The sequence below is a fragment of the Pseudomonas sp. ArH3a genome, assembly GCF_022648765.1.
GTDB lineage: Bacteria > Pseudomonadota > Gammaproteobacteria > Pseudomonadales > Pseudomonadaceae > Aquipseudomonas.
Genome location: NZ_CP080330.1, coordinates 5937501 through 5961661, shown reverse-complemented (window position 1 = coordinate 5961661; position 24161 = coordinate 5937501). Strand labels below are relative to the sequence as shown.

The following is a 24161-nucleotide window of genomic DNA, read 5'->3' as shown; positions in this document are numbered from 1 at the left end:
AGGTGGTTTCGGGTTTTTTGAGGGCCAAAAAAAGCCGGGGCTTCGTTACCGTAAGCCCCGGCTTTTGTTACGCGAAAAAGCAGCGGTAACAGTTTTTTCACATCTGAGAGTGTTACCTGTGGGGGCGCACCCTCAACTTTCGCTGGCCACCCCGGTCTTGCGCCGTGGAATACCCAGGCGCTGGCGCCGTTCCCACAGGCACTTGCGGCTCACGCCCAGCTTGCGAGCCAGTTCGGTCTCGGTCATGTGGTCCTGATGCTCAAGGACGAAGTGCTGGAAGTAATCTTCCAATGACAAATCTTCCGTCGGCTCATGGCTGGTATTGCTACCGCCCTGTTGTGGGGCCAGGCCGATGAAGTCGTCGTCTTCCAGGTCACTGAGCTCGATATCGATGCCCAGCAGCTCGGCGGAAATTTCCGGGCTCTCCGACAGGATCACCGCTCGCTCGACCGCATTCTCCAGTTCCCGCACGTTACCCGGCCACGAGTAATGCCGAATCGCCTGCTCAGCGTCCGGTGCGAACTTGAGATCGGTGCGGTTGATGCGCGCGCTCTGGCGCAGCAGAAAGGCACTGGCGATCTCGTTGACGTCGGCGCCGCGCTCACGCAGGGCCGGCAACTTGAGGGCGATCACGTGCAGGCGGTAATACAAGTCTTCACGGAACTGGCCGATCTTGGCCAGGCTCTTGAGGTCACGGTGGGTTGCTGCGATCAGGCGAACATCGACCTTCTGTGATTGCACCGAGCCTACGCGGCGAATCTCGCCTTCCTGCAACACGCGCAGCAAGCGCGCCTGGGCTTCCAGGGGTAGCTCGCCGATTTCGTCGAGAAATAACGTGCCGCCGTCCGCCGCTTCCACCAGGCCCGCACGCCCGGCGCTGGCGCCGGTAAACGCGCCTTTTTCGTGGCCGAACAGTTCGGACTCGATCAGGGATTCGGGGATCGCTGCGCAGTTCACCGAAATCATCGGTGCCTTGGCGCGCTTGGACAGGTTGTGCAGGGCGCGGGCCACCAGTTCTTTACCGGTGCCAGATTCGCCCTGGATCAATACATTGGAGTCGGTGGGCGCCACTTTGCGGATCTTGCTGTAAAGATCCTGCATGGGCGGGCAGGAGCCGATGATGCCGATCTCGCCATTGCTGTTGTCGACGCCTGGCTTGTCCGCACCATTGGCAGCCTTGCCGGCGGGGCGCTGTTCGGCGGGCGCGCTGCTGGCCGACTGACGGTCGCGCAGAATGCGGGCCACGGCCTGGAGCATTTCGTCGTGGTCGAAAGGCTTGGCGATGTAGTCCACCGCGCCCATCTTCATCGAGTCCACTGCCGAGCGCAGGCTGGCGTAGCTGGTCATGATCAGCACCGGGGTGCCCTGGCCAAGCTTGATCAGCTCGGTACCGGGCGCGCCCGGCAGGCGCAGGTCGCTGACAATCAGGTCGAACGTGGGAATGCTGAATCGCTCTTGGGCTTCCTGCACCGAGCCGGCTTCGCTGACCTGGTACTGATTACGTTCAAGCAGGCGACGCAAGGCAGAGCGGATAATTGTTTCGTCTTCGACGATCAAAATGTGCGGCATTGATTCAATTCTCTCGACGGTCTCAGTTCACAGCGGACGTCGCTTCGACATGACGCGGCAAGGTCACCCGAATACGGGTGCCGCGTTGGCTTTCGGTGTCAGCCGGGCTGTCGATGGTGATTTGTCCATAATGCTCTTCAACGATGGAATAGACCAGTGCAAGGCCCAGACCGGTACCTTCACCGGGGTCCTTGGTGGTGAAGAAAGGTTCGAACAATCGGTCCATGATGTTCTGTGGAATACCGCTGCCTTCGTCTTCCACGATCAGATCGACCGTGTGCTCGAAAGCCTCGCTCTTGACGCGTACCGCGCTGTGCGGCGGGGAGGCGTCGCGGGCGTTGGACAGCAGGTTGATCAGCACCTGCGCCAAGCGTTGGGAATCGCCGTCGACCCAGTGGTCCGGGTCGCACAGATTGAAGAACTGTACTTCGAAATTGCGCCGGTTCAAGGCCAGCAGCCCAATGGCATCCTGCGCCACTTCGGCCAGACACACCGCTTCGTCCTGATTCTGATGGGCGCCGGAATGGGCGAAGCTCATCAGCGATTGCACGATGCGCGAAACGCGCTTGGTCTGTTCGAGGATCTGCCCGCTGATTTCGGTGATTTCGCCGTCTTCTTCGCGCTCCTCGCGCAGGTTCTGCGCCAGGCACGCGATACCGGTGATCGGGTTGCCAATTTCGTGGGCCACGCCCGCCGCCAGACGGCCAATGCTGGCCAGTCGCTCGGAGTGCACCAGCTTGTCTTCGAGCATTTGGGTGTCGGTCAAGTCTTCAACCAGCAGCACCAGGCCGCTGTTACCGGGCGCCAGCGGCTCGTCGATGGCGGCTTTGTGCAGGTTGAGCCAGCGGGTCTGGCCGTCGAGCGCCAGGTGCTGCTTGTGCAAATGCTCGTCGGGCAGGTTGATAAAGCCTTGCAGCAGTTCTTTCCATGGGTCGCCCAGGGTGTTCAGGCGTGAGCCCACCACCCGCTGCGCCGCGATGCCGGTCAGTTCTTCCATGGCCTTGTTCCACATCAGGATCTCTTGATCCTTGGCCAGGGAACACACGCCCATCGGTAATTCTTGCAGGGTTTGGCGGTGGTAACGGCGCAGCGCATCGAGTTCGGCGGCAAGGCCGGTGAGGCGTGAGTGGTAGTCCTCCAGCCGGCTCTCGATGAAATGGATATCTTCGGTCACGTAGTTTTCGCCGCCGGCCTTATAGGGCAGGAAGGTTTCGACCATGTCCTGGGACACGCTCGGCCCCATCAACCCGGACAGGTTGGCCTCGATGCGGTCGCGCAAGCGGCGCAGCGCGTACGGGCGGCGCTCGTCGAACGGCAGGTACAGATCGCGCAGCGCCTGCTCGACTTCCTTCTGCGCAGCCTTGGCGCCCAACGGCTTGGCCAGTTGCGTGGCGAACTCCTGGGGCGAGGCAGCATGCAGTTCGCGGCGTTGCGGGCGGCGCACGTTGTCCACTGCGCAGGCTTCGGCGGCGCTGGTTTCTTCGGGGCTGGCGTTGGTGAACAACGAGATCAGGGTGAACATCAGCACGTTGGCCGCCAGCGAGGCGATGGCCGCCATGTGCCAGCTGGTGTCATCGAGCACGTAAATCATGTTCAGCAACGGAATGTAGAAGCCCTGCAAGTTACCGACCAGCGGTAGCAGCATGGTGACGATCCACACCAGAATCCCCGCCAGCAGCCCGGCGATAAACCCACGGCGATTGGCCGTCGGCCAGTACAGCACCGACAACACGCCCGGCAGGAACTGCAAGGTGGCGACGAACGCGACGATGCCGAGGTTGGCCAAGTCTTGCCCGGCGCCCAGCAGCAGGTAGAAACCATAGCCGGCCATGATGATTGCGACGATCAGCGCGCGGCGCGTCCATTTCAGCCAGCGGTAAATGTTGCCTTCGGCCGGCGGCTGATACAGCGGCAGCACCAAGTGATTGAGCGCCATGCCCGACAGTGCCAGCGTGGTGACGATGATTAAGCCACTGGCCGCTGACAAACCGCCGACGTAAGCCAGCAACGCCAGGGATTTGCTATTGGCGGCAATGCCGACGCCGAGGGTGAAGTATTCCGGGTTGGTGGTCGCCCCCAGCTTGAGGCCGGCCCATAGAATCAACGGCACCGACAGGCTCATCAGCAACAGGAACAGCGGCAGGCCCCAGCTGGCGCTGACCAGGGAGCGCGGGTTGAGGTTTTCGGTGAACGTCATGTGGTACATGTGCGGCATCACAATCGCCGAGGCGAAGAACACCAGCAACAGCGTGCGCCATGGGCCTTCCTGCAACGGTGTGTGCAGGGCGGCGAGGGCGGTCTGGTTTTGCAGCAGCCACAGTTCCAGCTGTTGCGGGCCGTCGAACACACCATAGAGTGCATACAGGCCGACACCGCCGATGGCGATCAGCTTGATCACCGACTCAAAGGCAATCGCGAACACCAGGCCTTCGTGTTTTTCACGGGTGGCGATATGGCGTGAACCGAAGAAAATCGTGAACAGCGTGATCAGCGCGCAGAAGGCCAGGGCGACGCGATGCTGCACCGGCTCGCGGGTGAGGATGCTGATGGAATCCGCCACGGCCTGGATTTGCAGGGCCAGCAGCGGCAACACGCCGAGCAGCATGAAAATCGTGGTCAGCGCGCCGGCCCAGGTGCTACGAAAGCGGAAGGCAAACAGGTCCGCCAGGGACGACAGCTGGTAGGTGCGGGTGATTTTCAGGATCGGGTACAGCAACACCGGCGCCAGCAGGAACGCGCCGGACACCCCAAGGTAACTGGAAAGAAAGCCGTAGCCGTACTGATAGGCCAGGCCCACGGTGCCATAAAACGCCCAGGCGCTGGCGTAGACGCCCAAGGACAAGGTGTAGGTCAACGGATGGCGAATGATCGCCCGCGGAATCATTCCGCGCTCACTGATCCAGGCCACGGCGAACAGCGCAGCCAGGTAGGCGGCGCTGATCAGCAGCATCTGGGTGAGGCTAAAGCTCATCGGCATCTTTTTGGCTCTGCAGGATAAAGGTCACGACGATCAGGATCAGCCACAGCAGATAAGGGCGATACCAGGCGCCCGTGGCGTCGATCCACCAATCCATGATGGCGGGGGAAAACAGGTAGATCCCGACGACCAGCAGCAGGACCAATCGATAGATGTACATGTTGGCCTCTGATTAAAAAACTGCGGCGATGGTAACGGATGGCTGGCAACCTGCAAGCGCCTTCAGCTCAATTGCGCTTCGGCCAGCGTGAGTGTGCGCGGGATCCGGGTTGCATCCCAGTGCGCAATGCCCCAATCCAGCAGTTCCCGTGGGCTGGCGTGCAGCAGTTCTGCGCCGGCCGACTGGCCGAGGGCGCGCAATGCCCTTAACAGCAAAGGCGTGGCTTGGTCGGGTGTCAACGGCGGGGAACGGTAGGATTTGCCCAACTTATTACCGTCCGGCTGCACGATCAACGGCACGTGCAGGTAGCGCGGCTGGCGCAGGCCCAGCAGTTCTTGCAGGTACAGCTGGCGCGGTGTGGAATCGAGCAGGTCGGCGCCGCGCACGATATCGGTCACACCTTGCCAGGCATCGTCGAGCACCACGGCCAGTTGATAGGCATACAGGCCGTCGCGGCGACGGATGACGAAATCGCCTACATCGCGGCCCAAGTGCAGTCGGAATTCGCCTTGTACGCGGTCGGTAAAGTGGTATTCCAGCTCAGGCACGCGCAGGCGGATCGCAGCATCTTGCTGGTCATGCCCGGCATTGCGGCACAAACCCGGGTAAATCCCGTGGTAGGACTCCAGTTGTTTGCGCGAACAGGTGCAGGCGTAGGCCAGGCCGTGGTTGAACAGGCCGTTGAGGACTTCGGCGTAGGCGTCATGCCGTTCGCTTTGTCGGACCAGTTCACCGTCCCATTCAAAGCCATAGCTTTCCAAGGCGTGCAGGATCGCTGCCTGGGCGCCGGGCTCTTCGCGGGGTGGGTCGAGGTCTTCCATGCGCATTAGCCAGCGGCCTTGATTGGCGCGGGCATCAAGGTAGGAGGCGAGGGCGGCAACCAGCGAGCCGAAGTGCAAATGGCCGCTGGGCGTGGGGGCGAAACGCCCGATATAGGTAGAGGCTGTCATGGGCCGGATACTACTGGAAAATCGGCAAACGCCAGAAACAAAAATGGGGCGTTTGCACGCCCCATTCGTTCAGCCCGGCAGGATTACTTGCCGACCTGTTTTTCCTTGATTTCAGCCAAGGTCTTGCAGTCTACGCACAGGTCCGCGGTTGGGCGGGCTTCCAGGCGGCGAATACCAATCTCGACGCCGCAGGATTCGCACCAGCCATATTCCTCGTCTTCGATCAGTTGCAGCGTTTTGTCGATTTTCTTGATCAGCTTGCGTTCACGATCACGGGCTCGCAGTTCGAGGGCGAATTCCTCTTCCTGGCTGGCACGGTCTGCCGGGTCCGGGAAGTTGGCGGCTTCGTCCTTCATGTGGTCAACGGTGCGGTCGACCTCTTGCATCAAGTCCTGCTTCCACTTCTGCAGGATCTTGGTGAAGTGCTGGCGCATGGGCTTGCCCATGTACTCCTCACCTTTCGCTTCGACGTAAGGTGTGAAGCCACTGAGGCTCTGCTGCTGTTGCTTTGCTTGGGTGGACATGAATAGACCGCCTCTCACTCTTCTAATCCATTGCGCAGGATTGCAACGTCACCGACACCTGCCGGCCCTGCGGCTGCAAGCGGGCGAACTTACCAGATAGATTCGGGGTGCGCCACTCCCGGTTGTCGAGGCCCAATACGGCGGGGTTGCAAACAGCAGTAGCCCGCCATGGCTGGGTATAGCTTGCCTCGAATGTTGATTTTAGTCGTTTTGCAAGCGCGTGCTGGGTTCATCGTCGACGGCCGAGCAGGCAATAGAGCATGTTTTACCGCGAGGGTTCGGTAGAATCCTGATTTTGTCCTCACCGTTAAGGAAGGCTAATGGCTCAGCCCTACAGTGCGCGCAGTCGCGCCATCGAACCCTTTCATGTCATGGCGCTGCTGGCGCGAGCCAATGAGCTGCAGGCGGCCGGCCATGATGTGATCCATTTGGAAATCGGCGAGCCGGACTTCACCACGGCCGAGCCGATCATCCAGGCCGGCCAGGCAGCGTTGGCCAACGGCAAAACCCGCTACACCGCGGCCCGTGGGCTGCCCGAGTTGCGCGAGGCCATCAGCGGGTTTTACCAGCAGCGCTACGGGCTAAGCATTGATCCTGAGCGCATCCTGATCACTCCGGGCGGCTCCGGCGCCTTGCTGCTAGCGAGCAGCCTGCTGGTCGACCCGGGCAAACATTGGTTGCTCGCCGATCCAGGCTACCCGTGCAACCGACATTTCCTGCGCTTGGTGGAAGGCGCGGCGCAACTGGTGCCGGTCGGCCCGGACGTGCGCTACCAATTGACCGCCGACCTGGTGGCCAAACATTGGGACCAGGACAGCGTGGGCGCGCTGGTCGCGTCGCCGGCCAACCCCACCGGCACGATCCTCACGCGGGACGAATTGGCGGGGTTGTCGAGCGCAATCAAGGCGCGTAACGGTCACTTGGTGGTAGACGAGATCTATCACGGCCTTACTTACGGCACCGACGCCGCCAGCGTGCTGGAAGTCGACGACGACGCGTTTGTCCTAAATAGTTTTTCGAAGTATTTCGGCATGACCGGCTGGCGCCTCGGTTGGCTGGTGGCGCCGCCCGCTGCGGTAAGCGAATTGGAGAAGCTGGCGCAAAACCTCTATATCAGTGCGCCGAGCATGGCCCAGTACGCGGCGTTGGCCTGCTTTACCCCGCAAACCCTGAGCATTCTGGAAGAGCGCCGCGCCGAATTCGGTCGCCGGCGGGACTTCCTACTGCCCGCCCTGCGCGAGTTGGGCTTCGGCATTGCGGTAGAACCGGAAGGCGCGTTCTACTTGTACGCCGATATCAGCGCGTTCGGCGGCGATGCCTTCGCGTTCTGCCGTCATTTCCTCGAAACCGAACACGTAGCCTTCACGCCGGGGCTGGATTTCGGCCGCTATCAAGCCGGTCATCATGTGCGTTTTGCCTACACGCAAAACCTCGATCGGTTACAGGAGGCGGTGGAGCGCATCGCCCGTGGTTTGCGGAGCTGGCAAGGCTGATGCGTTTTCATCCTCCCCTCGAAGAAGCGCGGCTGATTCGCCGCTACAAGCGTTTTCTCACCGATATCGAAACCGTTACCGGCGAGTTGCTGACGATTCACTGCCCGAACACCGGTTCGATGTTCAATTGCATGGTGGAGGGCGGCCAGGTCTGGTTCAGTCGCTCCACCGACCCCAAGCGTAAATTGCCAGGCACCTGGGAGATCGCCGAAACGCCTCAGGGCCGGCTGGCGTGCGTCAACACCGCGCGCGCCAATCAGCTGGTTGAGGAGGCGTTGCGTGCCGGGGTCATCACTGAGCTCAACGGCTTTACCGCGTTGAAGCGCGAAGTGCCTTACGGCCAGGAAAAAAGCCGCATCGATTTTCGCCTGGATTACCCACAGGGCGCGGCGTTTGTCGAAGTCAAAAGTGTCACCTTGGGCTTTGACGGCACGGCAGTGGCAGCCTTTCCCGATGCCGTGACCCAGCGCGGCGCCAAGCACTTACGCGAGTTGGCGCACCTGGCGCGTGAGGGTGTGCGGGCGGTGCAGTTGTATTGCGTCAACCTGTCGGGCATCGAGGCGGTGCGCCCGGCGGTGGAAATCGACGCCGGTTACGCTGCGGCGTTGCGCGAGGCCAAGGCCGCCGGTGTGGAGGTGCTGGCCTACGGTGTGCACGTCACGCCTGAGGAAATTTACGTCGACCGCCGTTTGGAGGTGCTGATCGGCGACTAGAGTTCCACCCACAAGCCCTGTGCGTCTTCGCGGCCGGGCAGGGCGGTGAGGCTTTGGCCCGCGCAGGGGCCGGCGATGCATTCGCCGCTTTCGATCAGAAACAGTGCGCCGTGCGTGGCGCACTGGATCAGGCTGGCGCTGGTGTCGAGGAACTGGTCGGGCTGCCATTCCAACGGGATACCGCGATGGGGGCAGCGGTTGATATAGAAGTAGGCAATCCCGTCCCGGCGTACGGCCAATAGCTTGCAACCGTCGATCTCAAAACCGAGGCTGCTGTTGGGCGCGAGGGTATCGGAGGGGCAGAGAAACTTCATTTCAATCCTTAAGTGCCTTGACGTGCAAATGCAAACAATTATCAAATACCGGCTTCGCCCGTCAGCTGATTGGGCGCTCAGTACGATGCCAGGCAGGCTTAATCTGTCACATTGATGAGTGCTTGAGTGGCCCTGCCCTTGGAAGGAAACCCTGTTATGCGCTTGAGTACCAGCGCTATTGCGCTTGTTGCCTCACTGCTGGTCAACCACGGGGCGCAAGCCTCTGAACTGCCACAACGCTGGGTCAGTGCGGGTGGGGCGCTATCGGAATGGGTGACGGCCTTGGGCGGTGAGTCGAAGTTGGTGGGAGTCGATACCACCAGCCAGCACCCGGCGTCGCTGAAAGCGTTGCCGAGTATCGGTTATCAGCGGCAGTTGTCGGCTGAAGGCATCCTCAGCCTGCGCCCGCAAGTACTGGTGGGTACCGAAGAAATGGGGCCGCCGCCGGTGCTCGCGCAGATTCGTGGTGCGGGCGTGCAGGTGGAGATGTTCTCGGCCGAGCCGGACCTTCCAACCCTGAAGGGCAACCTGCAGCACTTGGGCAAGTTGCTGGGCAGCGAGGCAAAAGCCAACGAATTGTTTACCGGATATGAACAGGCACTTGAGCAGCAGAAGCACTGGGTCACCCAGGCCCAAGCCACGCAGAGGGCGCCGGGTGTGCTGTTGTTGCTCGGCCATGCGGGCGGCAAGCCGCTGATCGCGGGTAAAGACACCGCCGCTGATTGGCTGTTGCAACAGGCGGGTGGGCGCAACCTTGCGACCCACACTGGCTACAAACCCTTTTCGGTGGAGTCGCTGGCTGGGTTGAGCCCTGATGTACTGGTGTTTGCTGACCGTGCCCTGACCGGCGATGCCGCGCGTGCGGCCTTGTTCAAGGAAAACCCGATTTTGGCCTCAACGCCGGCGGCCAAAAATGGCCGGGTGTTCGAGCTGGACCCGACCCTGCTGGTCGGCGGCCTGGGACCGCGTTTGCCGCAAAGCCTGGTGCAACTGTCTGTCGGGTTTTATCCGTCCCAGGCTAACCCTGCCCCATGACCACTCTGGTTAAACCGAAAACGCTGTTTATCGGGCTGGCGCTGTTGTGTGTCTTGGCGATCTGGCTCTCATTGGCCCTAGGGCCTGTCAGCTTGCCGTTGTTAGATACACTCAGGGCCGCCTTGCGCTTGATGGGCGTGCCGATTGAAGCCCAAGGCCTGGAACAGGCCGAGCTGATCCTGGGGCAGATCCGCCTGCCGCGCACATTGCTCGGCCTGGCGGTCGGCGGCGTGCTGGCGTTGTCGGGTGTGGCGATGCAGGGGTTGTTCCGTAACCCGCTGGCTGATCCGGGGTTGGTCGGGGTGTCCAGTGGCGCGGCGCTGGGGGCGGCGGTTGCGATTGTGGGTGGTTCGTTGTTTGGCGGGCTGCCGGATGCGGTTGGGCCGTACTTGCTGTCGTTATGTGCCTTTCTGGGTGGTTTGGGGGTCACGGCGCTGGTCTACCGCTTGGGGCGCCGTAACGGCCAGACCAATGTCGCAACGATGCTGCTTGCCGGCATCGCCCTCACGGCCCTCGCCAGCTCGGCGGTGGGGTTGTTTACCTACTTGGCGGACGACGCCACCTTGCGCACCCTGACCTTCTGGAACCTGGGCAGCCTCAATGGCGCAAGCTATTCGCGGTTGTGGCCGTTGCTGCTGGTGAGCGCCGGTGTGGCGCTGTGGTTGCCGCGCCGGGCCAAGGCGCTGAATGCATTGTTGCTGGGTGAGTCCGAGGCCAGTCATCTTGGGATTGATGTGGAAGGGCTCAAGCGTGAGCTGGTGTTCTGCACTGCCTTGGGGGTGGGCGCAGCAGTGGCGGCGGCGGGGATGATCGGGTTTGTCGGGCTGGTGGTGCCGCATCTGGTGCGGTTGCTGGCGGGGCCGGATCACCGGGTACTGTTGCCGGCCTCAGTACTGGCGGGGGCGAGTTTGCTGTTGTTTGCGGATTTGGTGGCGCGCCTGGCCTTGGCGCCGGCGGAGTTGCCGATCGGTATCGTAACGGCGTTTATCGGCGCACCATTTTTTCTCTATCTGTTATTGCGGGGGCGTGCCTGATGCTGCGAGTGGAAGCGCTGCAGATCCGGCGCGGTCGCAAGACTGTGTTGGCTGATGTCAGCCTGAACCTGTTGCCGGGCGAAGTGCTCGGCGTGCTGGGGCCCAATGGTGCTGGCAAAAGTACATTGCTCGGCGCGTTGTGCGGTGAGCTGCATCCGGACCAGGGCAAGGTGTGGCTGGACCAGCACGAGTTGAAGAACTGGAGTGGTTCGCAGCGTGCCCAGCGGCTGGCGGTATTGCCGCAAACGTCGACCCTGGATTTTGCCTTTCGGGTTGAAGAGGTCGTTGGCATGGGACGTTTGCCGCATCAGACCGGGCGAGTGCGTGATGACGAGATCATCAATGCAGCGTTGCACGCGGCGGATGTCGGGCACTTGAGTGGTCGCAGCTACTTAGCGTTGTCTGGCGGCGAGCGCCAACGTGTGCACCTGGCGCGGGTGCTCGCGCAGTTATGGCCGGGGGAGGCGGGCCAGACGTTACTGTTGGATGAGCCGACGTCGATGCTTGACCCCTTGCACCAGCACACGACCTTGCAGGCCATCCGCAGCTTCGCCGATCGAGGCGCGGCAGTGTTGGTGATCCTTCATGACCTGAACCTGGCGGCTCGCTACTGTGACCGCATTCTGTTGCTGGAGGATGGGCGTCCACATGCCTTGGATACACCCGCAGAGGTGTTGCGACCTGAGCCACTTAAGGCTGTATTTGGTTTGGATGTGTTGGTGCAGCCGCATCCGGAGCGTGGGCATCCGTTGATCATTGCGCGCTGAGTCGCGCTTTCTGTCGGCAGCTTTTTACAGGCAGCTTTCTATAGGTAAAAAAAGACCCGGCAAGAGCCGGGTCAAATAACCGTGATTAGCCTGATGAGGAGATAATCTGAGAGTCCGAACCAATGGTCTTTCAGTTATCGGCTGATCTCGCGACCAGTTGTGATAATCATAACGATTCTCATTTGAGAGTCAACATTTGTTTTTGCGCATCCTGCTGGTTTTCTCAATCACGTGTTCGCAAGGCTCGTAAACATTGGGTTTGGTCGTCGAACTAATTCTTCTGACGCGTTGAAAGGGCATCCAACTGACGGTTCAGTGCTTCCTTTCTCTCCGCAGAAATGTCGTTCCAGTGCACATCCATCAACGCGCCTTCAATTGCATACAGCAGTACTTTCGATGCTCGGAACCCGCGAGTTCTCACGGCCCGGTAGGCATCGACCGCTCCCAGGCGGCGCAAGTCGGACGCGCTGTGGATGCCCACCGCATGCAGCCACTGCGCCGACGTCTTGCCCAGGTTTTTCAGGTGTTGCAGCTCATCGTTCATCAAGCCTCCTTGCGACGGCCGAATGGTGCGGTGGGTATCGTGACCAGGCAAGCCTGAAAAGGAGTGTAGCGCTCAGTAGGAAAAGCGTGGTTCTTTGGTCAGGAAGGGCTGAAAAGCTTATAAGAATAGCTAGGGGGATTTGCGGTAGGCAGGCGCGAATCACCCGGCACGCGGGATGCGTAGCCGGGGTCGGTAGGTGGCGTCACTTGGTGCGGTAGCGCAGGCGAGTGCCGAAATTGACCGACATGAGGATCTCGTCGGCAGTCAGTTCAGCGGGGAAGTAAGTGCCGGAAATCTGTGCATGGGCCAGGCTGGCGCCTTCCAGCGAGCAGTCGCGCAAGTCCAGGCCGCGCAGGTCGGCAGAACGGAAGTAGGCGTCGGTGAAATCGACACCACCGGCGTTCAGGTCGCGCAGGTCCAGCCCTCGGAAGTCACCACCGCGCATGTCGATGATCCCGTCTTTAGGGCGTTCCTGGTTGAAACCTCGAATGTCGTCCTTGTGCAGGAGCGCGTAGAGCGGGGTATCAAGAAGCTTGGGGTGACTCATGACGGCGACTCCTGTTGGAATTATGACGCCATTATAGTGCCACTATTTCTCGGTCGTGCACCGTAGATCGGTGACACGACCAAGAAATATTTCTTACAGGCCTGGCAGGCGCTGGCGAATATGCGCCACCAGAGCATCCAAGGTTCCGCTTTCATTGGTCTCTACACGCTTGCTGAGCAGCAGCTCTTCGGCTGTCAGCGGGTCGCGATTGGCCTGTTGCTCTTCGATGACGGTCAGCGTCGCGTCGGACGGGTCGTTTTTATCCGCCTGACGCTGTGCCAGCCAGCTGGCGATAACGGCTTGTGGTGCGTTGCAATCCAGGATCAGGAAAGGCGCGCCGGTGGCTTCAGCAACCTTGGCGGCGGCGTCGCGCTGTTCGCGTTTCAGGAAGGTGGCATCCAGCGCGACAGGGTAGCCGGCGCGCAAGACCGTTTCGGCGATTTCGTTCAAGCGTGCATAGGTAGCAGCGCTGGCGTCGGCAGCGTAGATGCCGGCCTGTGGCGTGTTCTCCACCTGCTGCTCGCCAAACAGGCGCTTGCGCTCCACATCCGAACGCAGGCGCACGGCGCCCAGCGCTTCTACCAGGCGCATGGCAACGTGGCTTTTGCCGACTGCCGATACACCGTGGGTAATTGCGAGAAAGCGCGAAGGAATGGTGCTGTAGCTTTCCGCCAGGTTGGCATAGTTGCGGTACTGGCGCAGCGTGGTGGCGCGTTGCACCGGGCTGGCTTCGCTCGGCATGCTGAACAGCGCAACCTTGGCGCGTACCAACGCGCGGTAGGCTTTATAGAAGTTCAGCACTTCGAGGCCTTGGTAGTCGCCGGTCAATTCCAAGTACTGGCTGATAAAACGGCGTGCCAGGGATTTGAGGCCCCGGTCTTCCAAGTCCATCGCCAAGAAGCCGGTGTCGGCCCATACATCGGTGAAGCGGAACGGTTCGTTGAACTCGATGCAGTCGAAGATCACTACTTGGCCGTCGATCAGCGTGGCGTTGCCCAAGTGGATATCGCCGTGGCATTCGCGAGTGAAGCCTTCCAGTTTGCGCTGTGCCAGCAGTGGCTTGAGGCGCTCGAAGCTGCTTTCAGCCCAGGCTTGCAGGGCTTCCAGTTGTGCCAGGTCAGCCTTGTCGCTGAGGAAGGGGCGGATCTGCTCGAAGTTCTGACGTACTGGCGCCATCACCTCGTCCGGCGTGCCGGCCGGGTGCTCCTGGGGAACCTTAGGCGCGGTGAGATGGAAATGTGCGATCTGCGTGGCCATTTCATCAATGTGCGCGCTGGTCAGTTCACCATTGGCTTGCAGGGTGCTGAGCAGTTGGCTTTGCGGGAACTGGCGCATTTTCAGCGCGTACTCGATCGCAGGGCCGTCGCCGCCCAATTGCGGAGCTTCGGCAGTGCCGGTAATCGGCAACACTTCAAGATACAAATCTTCAGTCAGGCGCTGGTTGAGGCGCAGCTCTTCGTTGCAGAAGTGGCCTCGATCCTTGAGCTGGGTGAAATCCAGGAAGCCGAAGTTCATCGGTTTCTTCAATTTATAAGCGAAGGGGCCAGTCAGGATGACCCAGGAAATATGGGTCTCGATAACTTGAAACGCTTCAACCGGATGGGGATATAAAGCCGGGTTTTGCAGGGCAGCGATCAGGGACTGGCTCACGGGCGATCCTTCAAAGTCTGGGGGAAATCATGGCGGGCATTATGGCTGTTACAGCTGGTCGTGCAAACCGCTGTCCGGCTCATGTTGATCATCAATAAAGTGCGTATAATCCGCCGCCATGACTCGAACCCGATCTCCCCGTTCCCGTAAAAAACCTCCTTCGCGCGGCCTGCGCCCGTGGCTCGGCTGGGCGCTCAAGCTCAGCCTGGTGGGCCTTGTGGTGCTCGCTGGCTTCGCGGTGTACCTCGATGCCGTGGTCCAGGAGAAGTTTTCCGGCAAGCGCTGGACCATTCCGGCCAAGGTGTATGCGCGCCCGCTGGAACTGTTCAGCGGCCAGAAGCTGAGCAAGGAAGACTTCCTGACCGAGCTCGATGCGCTGGGCTACCGCCGCGAAGCTGTGAGCAACGGCCCGGGCGCCGCAGCGGTCAGCGGCAATACCGTCGACCTGAACACCCGTGGCTTCCAGTTCTATGAAGGCCTGGAAAAAGCCCAGCCAGTGCGTGTGCGTTTCTCTGGTGATTACGTCGCCGAGCTGTCGTCGCTCAATGGCTCGAAGTTGCCTGTGGTGCGCCTCGAGCCGCTGCTGATCGGCGGTATTTACCCGAAGAACCTTGAAGATCGCATCCTGATCAAACTCGATCAGGTGCCGCCATATCTGCTCGAAACCCTGGTTGCCGTGGAAGACCGCGATTTCTACAGTCACTGGGGCGTGTCGCCGAAGTCGATTGCCCGCGCGATTTGGGTCAACACCTCCGGCGGTAAGATGACTCAGGGCGGCAGTACGCTGACGCAGCAATTGGTTAAGAACTTCTACCTGACCAACGAGCGCAGCCTGACGCGTAAGCTCACTGAAGCCATGATGGCGATGTTGCTGGAGCTGCATTACAGCAAGCAGGAAATCCTCGAGGCGTACCTCAACGAGGTGTTCGTCGGTCAGGATGGCCAGCGCGCCGTGCACGGTTTTGGCTTGGCCAGTCAGTTCTTCTTTGGCCAGCCATTGTCCGAATTGAAGCTGCATCAGGTCGCATTGCTGGTGGGCATGGTCAAAGGGCCGTCCTACTACAACCCGCGTCGCAACCCGGAGCGTGCGCTTGAGCGCCGTAATCTGGTGCTGGATGTGCTGGAGCAGCAGGGCGTAGCCACCGCTGAACAAGTCGCGGCGGCGAAGAAAATGCCACTGGGTGTAACCACCCGCGGCAAGCTGGCCGACAGCTCGTTCCCAGGCTTTATCGACTTGGTCAAACGTCAACTGCGTGAAGACTACCGCGACGAAGACTTGACCGAAGAGGGCCTGCGGATCTTCACCAGCTTCGACCCGATTCTTCAGATGAAAGCCGAAGCGTCGGTGAGCGACACCTTCAAGCGCCTGACCGGCCGTAAAGGCTCCGATGAAGTCGAAGCTGCCATGGTCGTGACCAACCCGGAAACCGGTGAAGTGCAGGCCATGATCGGCAGTCGCCAAGCCAGCTTTGCCGGTTTCAACCGTGCGCTGGATGCCGTGCGGCCGATTGGCTCGCTGGTCAAGCCGGCGGTTTACCTCACGGCCTTGGAAAAACCGAGTAAATACACCCTGACCAGTTGGCTCTCGGATGACCCACTGTCAGTCAAAGGTGCCAATGGCCAGGTGTGGACGCCGCAGAACTTTGATCGACGCTCCCACGGTACGGTGTTCCTGTACCAGGGGATTGCGCACTCCTACAACATTTCCACCTCACGCCTGGGGCTGGAAGTGGGGGTGCCGAATGTTTTGAAAACCATCGCGCGCCTGGGTGTCACTCGTGAGTTTCCGGCCTTCCCGTCGATTCTGCTCGGCGCTGGCGCCATGACGCCGATGGAAGTGGCAACGATGTACCAGACCCTCGCCAACGGTGGCTTCAATACACCGATGCGGGGCATTCGCAGTGTGCTGACCGCCGAAGGCGAGCCGCTCAAGCGTTACCCGTTCCAGATTCAGCAACGCTTCGATGCGGGCTCCATCTACCTGATCCAGAACGCCATGCAGCGCGTGATGCGCGAAGGCACCGGGCGCTCGGTCTACAGCGTGCTGCCGTCGAACCTGACGCTGGCGGGCAAAACCGGTACCAGTAACGATTCGCGTGACAGCTGGTTCGCCGGCTTCGGCCAGGACGTGCTGGCGGTGGTGTGGTTGGGCCGTGACGATAATGGCAAGACGCCGTTCACCGGTGCGACCGGTGCGCTGCAGGTCTGGACCAGTTTCATGCGCAAGGCCGACCCGCTACCGTTGAACATGCCGCAGCCGGACAACATCGTGCAGGCCTGGATTGATCCGCATACGGGGCAGGGCTCCGATGCCAACTGTCCGGGCGCGGTGCAGATGCCGTATATTCGCGGCAGCGAGCCACCACCCGGAGCCGCATGCGGTGGCAGTGCCCCCGCTGACGCGGACTCGGTGATGGATTGGGTCAAGGGCTGGATGAATTAAGCAAAGAGGGTTTCAAGTGAACAAGTGGTTGATTCCAGCTATTACAGCTCTAGCGGTGCTCAGCGGTTGCTCAAGCGTGCAACGCGGCTCAATTCCCGTAGTGGACTCGAGCACGGCCGTCTCGAATAACGATCGCATCTCGGCCAACGGTGGTTTCCGCCAGACCGTGGTCAAGCGTCCAGCCCAAGCTACCGCTCAAACCATTGCGCAGGATTCGGGTGTGGTGGTGATGGTGCCGGGCGCTGGCGCTGCGACCTCGGCGCCGATCAGTGCCGAGCCGTGGACTCCAGGGCCAAGCACGTCGGGGCCGGTTGATGCCGCGCCGATCCAGACGGCGCCGGTCAATCAAGGCACCTACAACATGCCGTCGACGCCAAGCGGTATTCCGTCGTCGTCCAGTGCTGGTGGCCTGTCGGCCGACGAGCAGTTGGACGGGCCGGTATTGGCCTTGCTGACCACTGCTCAACAGCAGCAGTCCGGTGGCGACTTGAATGGTGCGTCGTCGAGTCTGGAGCGTGCCCAGCGCGTGGCACCGCGCGAGCCGCAAGTGTTGTATCGCCTCGCCCAGGTGCGCATGGCCCAGGGCGATGCGCCGCAAGCCGAACAGTTCGCACGTCGTGGCCTGAGCCTGGCCAACGGCCGACCAGACCTGCAAGCCAACTTGTGGGCCTTGATTGGTGACGCGCGCGCCGCACAAGGCGATGCTGCCGGCGCCGCTCAAGCACGGCAAAAAGCCAAGGTCAGCCTCTGATGGATGTGCGTTTCCCAGCGATTGCCGAACAGTTGTTGCTGATTGAGCGCGAATTGCGTGTACAGGGCTGGTGGGACGAGGTGTCCCCCAGCGTCGAAGCGCTCAGCAGTGTCGAACCGTTTTCGGTCGACACCCTGGATTTCCATCAATGGCTGCAATGGATCTTCCTGGTGCGCATGAAGCAGATCCTCGAGCAGGATCTGCCATTGCCCAATGCATCGGGGATCATGGAAATGGCGGAGATGGTTTACGCCGATCGGCCGCTGGAGAGCCTTGGCTTGCGCAATGCGCTGAAAAAGTTCGACCAACTGATCGTCGACGCTCGTTAATTGCCTGACTGCCGGTTTTTCCGGCAGTCTTGCGCACATTTCTACCGCTTGACGACATTCAGGCGAGTTTTATCCCTCCTCAAGCCTCTTTCTTATACGTTCTCATGCGCTTAGTTGGAAAAAAGCGCAATTATTGCTTGACTTGAAGGGGCTGAAACAGAAGAATCCAAAGTCCGCTGTATCGGGACTGCCAGAAGCAGGCCCGCTCAGCAGATCATGAGGCGCACATCCGCGCCGACCTGTAACACCCGCAACGCGTTACCTCGCGCTGGGTGGGAAAAGCCCGCAACACTTGGGACGATCCCAATACTTGCTCAGTCAGTGCTGACGTAGTCGGCGACCACCGTCGCTCATGCTCTGTTGAGAAGTAAACCTATTAAGACCCGTCGGTTTTTAACGGACGGTATTCTGGCGTTTTAGAGGTGAACAACGTGGAGCTTTTATCTGGCGGTGAGATGCTCGTCCGCTTTTTGCGTGACGAAGGCGTCGACTATATCTACGGGTACCCAGGTGGTGCTCTGCTGCATGTCTACGACGCACTGTTCAAGGAACCGGCTGTTACCCACATCCTGGTTCGCCACGAACAAGCTGCTACCCATATGGCTGACGGCTACGCCCGTGCCACCGGTAAAGCCGGCGTGGTACTGGTAACCTCCGGCCCAGGCGCAACCAATGCCATTACCGGCATCGCGACTGCTTATATGGACTCCATCCCGATGGTGATCATTTCCGGCCAGGTCGCAAGCACCATGGTGGGGACCGATGCATTCCAGGAAACCGACATGATCGGTATCTCCCGGCCGATCGTGAAACACAGCTTCATGATCAAGCATGCGTCGGAAATCCCAGAAGTCATGAAAAAGGCGTTCTACCTCGCACAGTCCGGTCGCCCGGGCCCTGTAGTCGTAGATATCCCGAAAGACATGACCAACCCGGCCGAGAAATTCGAATACATCTTCCCGAAGAAAGCCAAGCTGCGTTCCTACAGCCCGGCCGTTCGTGGGCACTCGGGGCAAATCCGCAAGGCGGCAGAAATGCTCCTGGCGGCCAAACGCCCAGTGCTGTACTCGGGCGGTGGCGTGATTCTGGGTGGCGGTTCCGCACCGTTGACCGAATTGGCCAAACTGCTCAACCTGCCGGTCACCAACACCTTAATGGGCCTCGGCGCATTCCCGGGCACCGACCGTCAGTTCGTCGGCATGCTTGGCATGCACGGCAGCTACACCGCCAACCTGGCCATGCACCACGCCGACGTGATCCTGGCGGTGGGCGCGCGGTTTGATGACCGCGTGATCAACGGCGCGAGCAAGTTCTGCCCGAATGCCAAGATCATCCACATCGACATCGACCCGGCGTCCATCTCCAAGACCATCAAGGCCGACGTGCCGATCGTGGGTCCTGTTGAAAGCGTGTTGACCGAAATGGTTGCAGCGCTGAAGGACATCGGCGAGACGCCGAACAAGGAATCCGTTGCCAGCTGGTGGAAGCAGATCGACGAATGGCGCGGTGACCGCGGCCTGTTCCCTTACGACAAGGGCGACGGCAGCATCATCAAGCCACAAACCGTGATCGAGACCCTGTGCGAAGTGACCAAGGGCGACGCCTTTGTGACCTCCGACGTGGGCCAGCACCAGATGTTCGCCGCGCAGTACTACACGTTCGACAAGCCTAACCGCTGGATCAACTCCGGTGGCCTGGGCACGATGGGCTTTGGTTTCCCTGCGGCCATGGGTGTGAAGCTGAGCTTCCCGGACACCGACGTTGCGTGTGTCACCGGTGAAGGCAGCATCCAGATGAACATCCAGGAGCTGTCGACGTGCTTGCAGTACGGCCTTCCGGTGAAGATCGTCTGCCTGAACAACGGCGTGTTGGGCATGGTTCGTCAGTGGCAGGACATGAGCTACGGTAGCCGCCACTCCCATTCCTACATGGAATCGCTGCCGGATTTCGTCAAGTTGGTTGAAGCCTATGGCCACGTCGGCATTCGCATCACTGATTTGAAAGATCTGAAGCCGAAGATGGAAGAGGCGTTCGCCATGAAGGACCGCCTGGTGTTCCTCGATATTCAAGTGGACACCAGCGAGCACGTCTACCCGATGCAGATCAAAGACGGCTCGATGCGCGACATGTGGCTGAACAAGACGGAGCGTACTTAATCATGCGGCACATTATCTCCCTGCTTCTGGAGAACGAACCCGGCGCTCTGTCTCGTGTTGTCGGCCTGTTTTCGCAACGCAACTACAACATCGAAAGCCTGACCGTGGCCCCAACCGAAGACCCGACCCTGTCGCGCCTGACGTTGACCACCGTGGGCCATGATGAGGTGATCGAGCAGATCACCAAGAACCTCAACAAGCTGATCGAAGTGGTCAAGCTGGTCGACCTGTCGGAAAGTGCCCACATCGAGCGCGAGCTGATGCTGGTCAAGGTCAAGGCCACGGGTGCCCAACGTGCCGAGATCAAACGCACGACTGACATTTATCGCGGGCAGATCGTCGATGTGAGCGCCAGCGTTTATACCGTTCAACTGACCGGTACGAGCGACAAGCTGGACAGCTTCATCCAGTCGATCGGGACGGCCTCGATTCTGGAAACTGTACGCAGTGGTGTCACCGGGATTGCTCGTGGCGACAAAGTACTCAGCATCTAACCCAATTAGTGAATGGCCTAAGGGCCTGGATATATAGAGGAACCTCATGAAAGTTTATTACGAAAAAGATTGTGACCTGTCGATCATCCAGGGCAAAAAAGTCGCCATCATCGGCTACGGTTCCCAGGGCCACGCTCAAGCGTGCAACCTGAAAGACTCCGGCGTTGACGTGACTGTTGGCCTGCGCAAAGGCTCGGCCACTGTTGCCAAGGCTGAAGCCCATGGCCTGAAAGTGACTGACGTTGCTTCCGCCGTGGCTGCTGCCGACCTGGTCATGATCCTGACCCCGGACGAATTCCAATCCGCGCTGTACAAGAACGAAATCGAGCCGAACATCAAGAAGGGCGCCACCCTGGCCTTCTCCCACGGCTTCGCGATTCACTACAACCAGGTTGTGCCGCGTGCTGACCTCGACGTGATCATGATCGCGCCGAAAGCGCCGGGCCACACCGTGCGTTCCGAGTTCGTCAAAGGCGGCGGTATCCCTGACCTGATCGCGATCTACCAGGACGCTTCGGGCAATGCCAAAAACGTTGCACTGTCCTACGCCGCTGGCGTGGGTGGCGGTCGTACCGGCATCATCGAAACCACCTTCAAGGACGAGACCGAAACCGACCTTTTCGGCGAACAAGCCGTTCTGTGCGGCGGTACCGTGGAACTGGTTAAAGCCGGTTTCGAAACCCTGGTTGAAGCTGGCTACGCGCCGGAAATGGCCTACTTCGAATGCCTGCACGAACTGAAGCTGATCGTTGACCTCATGTACGAAGGCGGTATCGCCAACATGAACTACTCGATCTCCAACAACGCCGAATACGGCGAGTACGTGACCGGCCCGGAAGTGATCAACGCCGAGTCCCGTCAGGCTATGCGCAACGCCCTGAAACGTATTCAGGACGGCGAGTACGCCAAAATGTTCATCAGCGAAGGCGCAACCGGCTACCCTTCGATGACCGCCAAGCGTCGTAACAACGCCGCCCACGGTATCGAGATCATCGGCGAGCAACTGCGCTCCATGATGCCGTGGATCGGTGCCAACAAGATCGTCGACAAAGCCAAAAACTAAGTCGTACGCATCAAGAGAAAACGCGGCTTAGGCCGCGTTTTTTCGTTTAAGGGGCGGGTTCTGGTATAAAGCTGCATCGTTTGCGGGCGAACACTCGCCGCAAGTATTTGTCGAATTTTTTTCACACCGTTGCAAGGTAAAGTCCATGAGCGAACGTCCCGAAGAGCCACACCAGGCCTCTGACGCCGAAAGCCTGCTGCCGATCGATGAGCATGTCGAGGAAGGGCACGATGCGGAAGGTCGCAAGGTCCGGCATCGTGGCATCTATCTTCTGCCCAACCTGTTCACCACGGCAAATCTGTTTGCCGGGTTCTATTCCATCATCAACTCCATGAGCGCTCAAAGCGCGTTGGCGGCGGGTGATGCGGCGAGTGCCAGCAAGTATTTCGGCTTTGCTGCCATCGCGATTTTCGTGGCCATGGTGCTCGACGGCCTTGATGGTCGCGTGGCGCGCATGACCAATACGCAGAGTGCCTTCGGCGCCGAGTACGACTCGCTGTCGGACATGGTTGCCTTCGGTGTTGCGCCTGCACTGCTGGCGTTTGCGTGGGCACTGGGTGATATGGGCAAGGTCGGCTGGATGGTCGCCTTCATCTATGTCGCCGGTGCCGCTTTGCGTCTGGCACGCTTCAACACCCAGGTAGGCACTGCCGACAAGCGTTACTTCATTGGCCTTGCCAGCCCGGCGGCTGCGGGCGTAGTGGCCGGTATTGTCTGGGCATTCAGTGACTACGGCATCCAGGGTTCGAAGATGTCGTTCCTGGTGGCTTTGATGGTTGCGGCCGCCGGCATGCTGATGGTCAGCAACATCAAGTACAACAGCTTCAAGGAGTTCGACCTCAAGGGGCGCGTGCCTTTCGTGGCTATCCTGGTGGTGGTGCTGGTGTTCGCGGTCGTCTTCAGCGATCCGCCGCGTATCCTGCTGCTGGCGTTCCTGGTCTACGCCGCTTCGGGGCCGATTCAGTACCTGCTGCATCTGCGCCGCGACAAAACATTGTCTTAATGTAATGTTCCCCATACTCCGCAGTCTATTGGTGCATCAGTCCTCCAAAGCTGCGGAGTTGCCATGTTAATCAAGATCCCCAAAGCGTCCGATTGTCACGAATCGGATGTCACGCCTGAATCTTTCTATCTCTCTCGCCGCAGCCTGCTCGGTGGTGCGCTTGCCGGAGTGGCTGCCAGCACCTTGCCGCGCTGGGCCAATGCCGACAATGCTGCGCGTTATGCCGATGTTGAGCCGGGCAAGGCGCCGAACTGGTTTGCCGAGAAATTGCCAAGTACTAAATGGCAGGCGGTTACCGTGAAGGACGAGGCCATCACGCCTTTCAAGGACGCGACCCACTACAACAACTTCTATGAGTTCGGTACAGGCAAGGGCGACCCGGCGACGAATGCCGGTTCACTCAAGACCGAGCCGTGGAGTGTTGTAATCGATGGGGAGGTTGCGAAGCCTGGGCGCTATGCCTTGGAAGACTTCATGAAGCCTTACCAGTTGGAAGAGCGGATCTACCGTTTGCGCTGTGTTGAGGCGTGGTCGATGGTCATTCCATGGATGGGCTTTCCGATCTCGGCCTTGCTCAAGCAGGTTGAGCCGACCTCCAAGGCCAAGTACATCCGCTTTGAAACCCTGCAGGACCCCAAAAGCATGCCGGGCCAACGCTCGAGTTTTGGCTTGATTGACTGGCCCTATGTAGAAGGGTTGCGTCTGGACGAGGCGATGAATCCTTTAGCGATCCTTGCGGTGGGCATGTATGGGCGGGAACTGCCTAACCAGAATGGCGCGCCGTTGCGTTTGGTGGTGCCGTGGAAGTATGGCTTTAAAAGTGTGAAATCCATTGTGCGGATCAGCCTGGTGAGTGAACAGCCCAAAACCACTTGGCAAAGTATTGCTGCGGATGAGTATGGGTTCTACGCAAACGTGAACCCTACGGTCGATCATCCTCGCTGGACTCAGGCGCGGGAGCGTCGCTTGCCGAGTGGTTTGTTCAGTCCGAATGTGCGCGAGACGCAAATGTTCAACGGCTACTCGGATGAGGTTGCCTCTCTTTATACCGACCTCGATTTGCGGAAGAACTACTGATGCGGTATCCGATCTGGCGCATTGGCGTCTTTATAGCTGCTGCGGTGTGGCCATTTTTCTGGCTGTATGAGGCATGGAGTTCTGTTCTCGGACCTGATCCAGGCAAAGTGCTGATGGATCGGTTGGGGCTTGGTACGTTAATTCTGTTGCTTATTACGCTGGGCATGACGCCGCTGCAGAAGCTGAGCGGGTGGGCAGGGTGGATTGCCGTTCGCAGACAGCTGGGGCTCTGGTGTTTTGCGTATGTGGTTTTGCACTTGGCAGCTTACTGCGTATTTATCCTTGGGCTGGATTGGTCGCAATTAGGGGTGGAGTTGCGTAAGCGGCCTTACATTATTGTTGGCGCGCTGGGCTTCCTGTGCTTATTGGTGCTGGCGGTAACCTCCAATCGCTATAGCCAGCGCCGGCTGGGTAGTCGTTGGAAAAAGCTGCACCGCTTGGTGTATGTGATTGTTGGGCTCGGTTTGCTGCATATGTTGTGGATCGTGCGGGCCGATCTGAAGGAGTGGGCTATCTATGCAACTATAGGGGCACTGCTTTTGATCCTGCGGATTCCGCCTGTAATGCG

Annotated in this window: 23 protein-coding genes (1 of these 23 only partly in view); 14 read left to right on the top strand and 9 right to left on the bottom strand. The window is 59.9% G+C overall.

Annotated features, from left to right (window positions below):
* Positions 1-132: 132 nt before the first annotated feature.
* From K0P33_RS27365 to dksA, 5 genes are all read right to left on the bottom strand, one after another.
* Positions 133-1569: a sigma-54 dependent transcriptional regulator gene (locus K0P33_RS27365; RefSeq protein WP_242152557.1), complete on the bottom strand. Its 1437-nt coding sequence runs from the start codon at positions 1567-1569 to the stop codon at positions 133-135.
* 22 nt (positions 1570-1591) lie between these two features.
* Complete coding sequence (locus K0P33_RS27360) at positions 1592-4546, bottom strand: sensor histidine kinase (RefSeq protein WP_242152553.1); 2955 nt, start codon at positions 4544-4546, stop codon at positions 1592-1594.
* Positions 4530-4706, bottom strand: a complete 177-nt coding sequence (locus K0P33_RS27355; protein ID WP_003176118.1) for a hypothetical protein — start codon at positions 4704-4706, stop codon at positions 4530-4532. The genes K0P33_RS27360 and K0P33_RS27355 overlap by 17 nt, the downstream gene beginning before the upstream one ends.
* Before the next feature lie 62 nt (positions 4707-4768).
* Positions 4769-5656, bottom strand: coding sequence for a tRNA glutamyl-Q(34) synthetase GluQRS (gene gluQRS / locus K0P33_RS27350; protein ID WP_242152550.1), 888 nt, complete (start codon positions 5654-5656; stop codon positions 4769-4771).
* Between the two features lie 83 nt (positions 5657-5739).
* The gene (gene dksA, locus K0P33_RS27345; RefSeq protein ID WP_026083092.1) at positions 5740-6180 is read right to left on the bottom strand and encodes an RNA polymerase-binding protein DksA; all 441 of its coding nucleotides are present in this window, start codon (positions 6178-6180) and stop codon (positions 5740-5742) included.
* Between the two features lie 320 nt (positions 6181-6500).
* On the opposite strand from dksA, the gene K0P33_RS27340 reads away from it, so the two are divergent.
* Both K0P33_RS27340 and sfsA read left to right on the top strand, forming a co-directional pair.
* Positions 6501-7673: a pyridoxal phosphate-dependent aminotransferase gene (locus tag K0P33_RS27340; RefSeq protein WP_242152547.1), complete on the top strand. Its 1173-nt coding sequence runs from the start codon at positions 6501-6503 to the stop codon at positions 7671-7673.
* Positions 7673-8386 carry a DNA/RNA nuclease SfsA gene (sfsA, locus tag K0P33_RS27335; protein WP_242152544.1) on the top strand — a complete coding sequence of 238 codons (714 nt, stop codon included), beginning with the start codon at positions 7673-7675 and terminating at the stop codon, positions 8384-8386. Before K0P33_RS27340 ends, sfsA begins: the two co-directional genes overlap by 1 nt.
* Here sfsA and K0P33_RS27330 read toward each other — a convergent pair.
* A complete protein-coding gene (locus tag K0P33_RS27330; protein WP_094950174.1) occupies positions 8383-8700 on the bottom strand; it encodes a Rieske 2Fe-2S domain-containing protein in 318 nt (105 codons plus the stop codon). The genes sfsA and K0P33_RS27330 overlap by 4 nt on opposite strands.
* A 156-nt stretch (positions 8701-8856) precedes the next feature.
* On the opposite strand from K0P33_RS27330, the gene K0P33_RS27325 reads away from it, so the two are divergent.
* From K0P33_RS27325 to K0P33_RS27315, 3 genes are read left to right on the top strand one after another with little or no spacing between them, the layout of a single operon-like run.
* Entirely contained in the window at positions 8857-9735 is an 879-nt protein-coding gene (locus K0P33_RS27325; RefSeq protein ID WP_242152541.1) for an ABC transporter substrate-binding protein, read from the top strand.
* Positions 9732-10769, top strand: coding sequence for an iron ABC transporter permease (locus tag K0P33_RS27320; protein WP_094950172.1), 1038 nt, complete (start codon positions 9732-9734; stop codon positions 10767-10769). The genes K0P33_RS27325 and K0P33_RS27320 overlap by 4 nt, the downstream gene beginning before the upstream one ends.
* The gene (locus tag K0P33_RS27315; RefSeq protein ID WP_242152538.1) at positions 10769-11536 is read left to right on the top strand and encodes a heme ABC transporter ATP-binding protein; all 768 of its coding nucleotides are present in this window, start codon (positions 10769-10771) and stop codon (positions 11534-11536) included. The genes K0P33_RS27320 and K0P33_RS27315 overlap by 1 nt, the downstream gene beginning before the upstream one ends.
* A gap of 271 nt (positions 11537-11807) precedes the next feature.
* Here the strand turns inward: K0P33_RS27315 and K0P33_RS27310 are convergent, their stop codons facing one another.
* From K0P33_RS27310 to K0P33_RS27300, 3 genes are all read right to left on the bottom strand, one after another.
* Positions 11808-12080: a TfoX/Sxy family protein gene (locus K0P33_RS27310; RefSeq protein WP_094950170.1), complete on the bottom strand. Its 273-nt coding sequence runs from the start codon at positions 12078-12080 to the stop codon at positions 11808-11810.
* 202 nt (positions 12081-12282) lie between these two features.
* Positions 12283-12627, bottom strand: coding sequence for a pentapeptide repeat-containing protein (locus K0P33_RS27305; RefSeq protein WP_094950169.1), 345 nt, complete (start codon positions 12625-12627; stop codon positions 12283-12285).
* Between the two features lie 93 nt (positions 12628-12720).
* Positions 12721-14277: a bifunctional aminoglycoside phosphotransferase/ATP-binding protein gene (locus tag K0P33_RS27300; RefSeq protein ID WP_094950168.1), complete on the bottom strand. Its 1557-nt coding sequence runs from the start codon at positions 14275-14277 to the stop codon at positions 12721-12723.
* A 118-nt stretch (positions 14278-14395) separates the two neighbouring features.
* On the opposite strand from K0P33_RS27300, the gene mrcB reads away from it, so the two are divergent.
* The 9 genes from mrcB to msrQ form a co-directional block, all read left to right on the top strand.
* On the top strand, positions 14396-16720 hold the full coding sequence (gene mrcB, locus K0P33_RS27295) for a penicillin-binding protein 1B (RefSeq protein ID WP_094950167.1): 2325 nt from the start codon (positions 14396-14398) through the stop codon (positions 16718-16720).
* A 16-nt stretch (positions 16721-16736) separates the two neighbouring features.
* Positions 16737-17471 (top strand): tetratricopeptide repeat protein, encoded by a 735-nt coding sequence (locus tag K0P33_RS27290; protein WP_242152535.1) that lies wholly within the window; start codon positions 16737-16739, stop codon positions 17469-17471.
* On the top strand, positions 17471-17800 hold the full coding sequence (locus tag K0P33_RS27285) for a YqcC family protein (RefSeq protein ID WP_242152532.1): 330 nt from the start codon (positions 17471-17473) through the stop codon (positions 17798-17800). The genes K0P33_RS27290 and K0P33_RS27285 overlap by 1 nt, the downstream gene beginning before the upstream one ends.
* A 431-nt stretch (positions 17801-18231) precedes the next feature.
* On the top strand, positions 18232-19956 hold the full coding sequence (locus K0P33_RS27280) for an acetolactate synthase 3 large subunit (protein WP_094950231.1): 1725 nt from the start codon (positions 18232-18234) through the stop codon (positions 19954-19956).
* Between the two features lie 2 nt (positions 19957-19958).
* The gene (gene ilvN, locus K0P33_RS27275) at positions 19959-20450 is read left to right on the top strand and encodes an acetolactate synthase small subunit (RefSeq protein ID WP_003176102.1); all 492 of its coding nucleotides are present in this window, start codon (positions 19959-19961) and stop codon (positions 20448-20450) included.
* Positions 20451-20496: 46 nt separating this feature from the next.
* Positions 20497-21513 (top strand): ketol-acid reductoisomerase, encoded by a 1017-nt coding sequence (gene ilvC / locus K0P33_RS27270; RefSeq protein WP_007948647.1) that lies wholly within the window; start codon positions 20497-20499, stop codon positions 21511-21513.
* 145 nt (positions 21514-21658) lie between these two features.
* The gene (gene pssA / locus K0P33_RS27265) at positions 21659-22516 is read left to right on the top strand and encodes a CDP-diacylglycerol--serine O-phosphatidyltransferase (RefSeq protein ID WP_094950164.1); all 858 of its coding nucleotides are present in this window, start codon (positions 21659-21661) and stop codon (positions 22514-22516) included.
* Positions 22517-22579: 63 nt separating this feature from the next.
* Positions 22580-23593 (top strand): protein-methionine-sulfoxide reductase catalytic subunit MsrP, encoded by a 1014-nt coding sequence (msrP, locus tag K0P33_RS27260; protein ID WP_094950163.1) that lies wholly within the window; start codon positions 22580-22582, stop codon positions 23591-23593.
* On the top strand, positions 23593-24161 hold the 5' portion of the coding sequence (msrQ, locus tag K0P33_RS27255) for a protein-methionine-sulfoxide reductase heme-binding subunit MsrQ (RefSeq protein WP_094950162.1). 52 nt of this gene lie beyond the right edge of the window; 569 of the gene's 621 nt are visible here — the first part of the coding sequence; it begins with the start codon at positions 23593-23595; its stop codon lies beyond the right edge, outside the window. Before msrP ends, msrQ begins: the two co-directional genes overlap by 1 nt.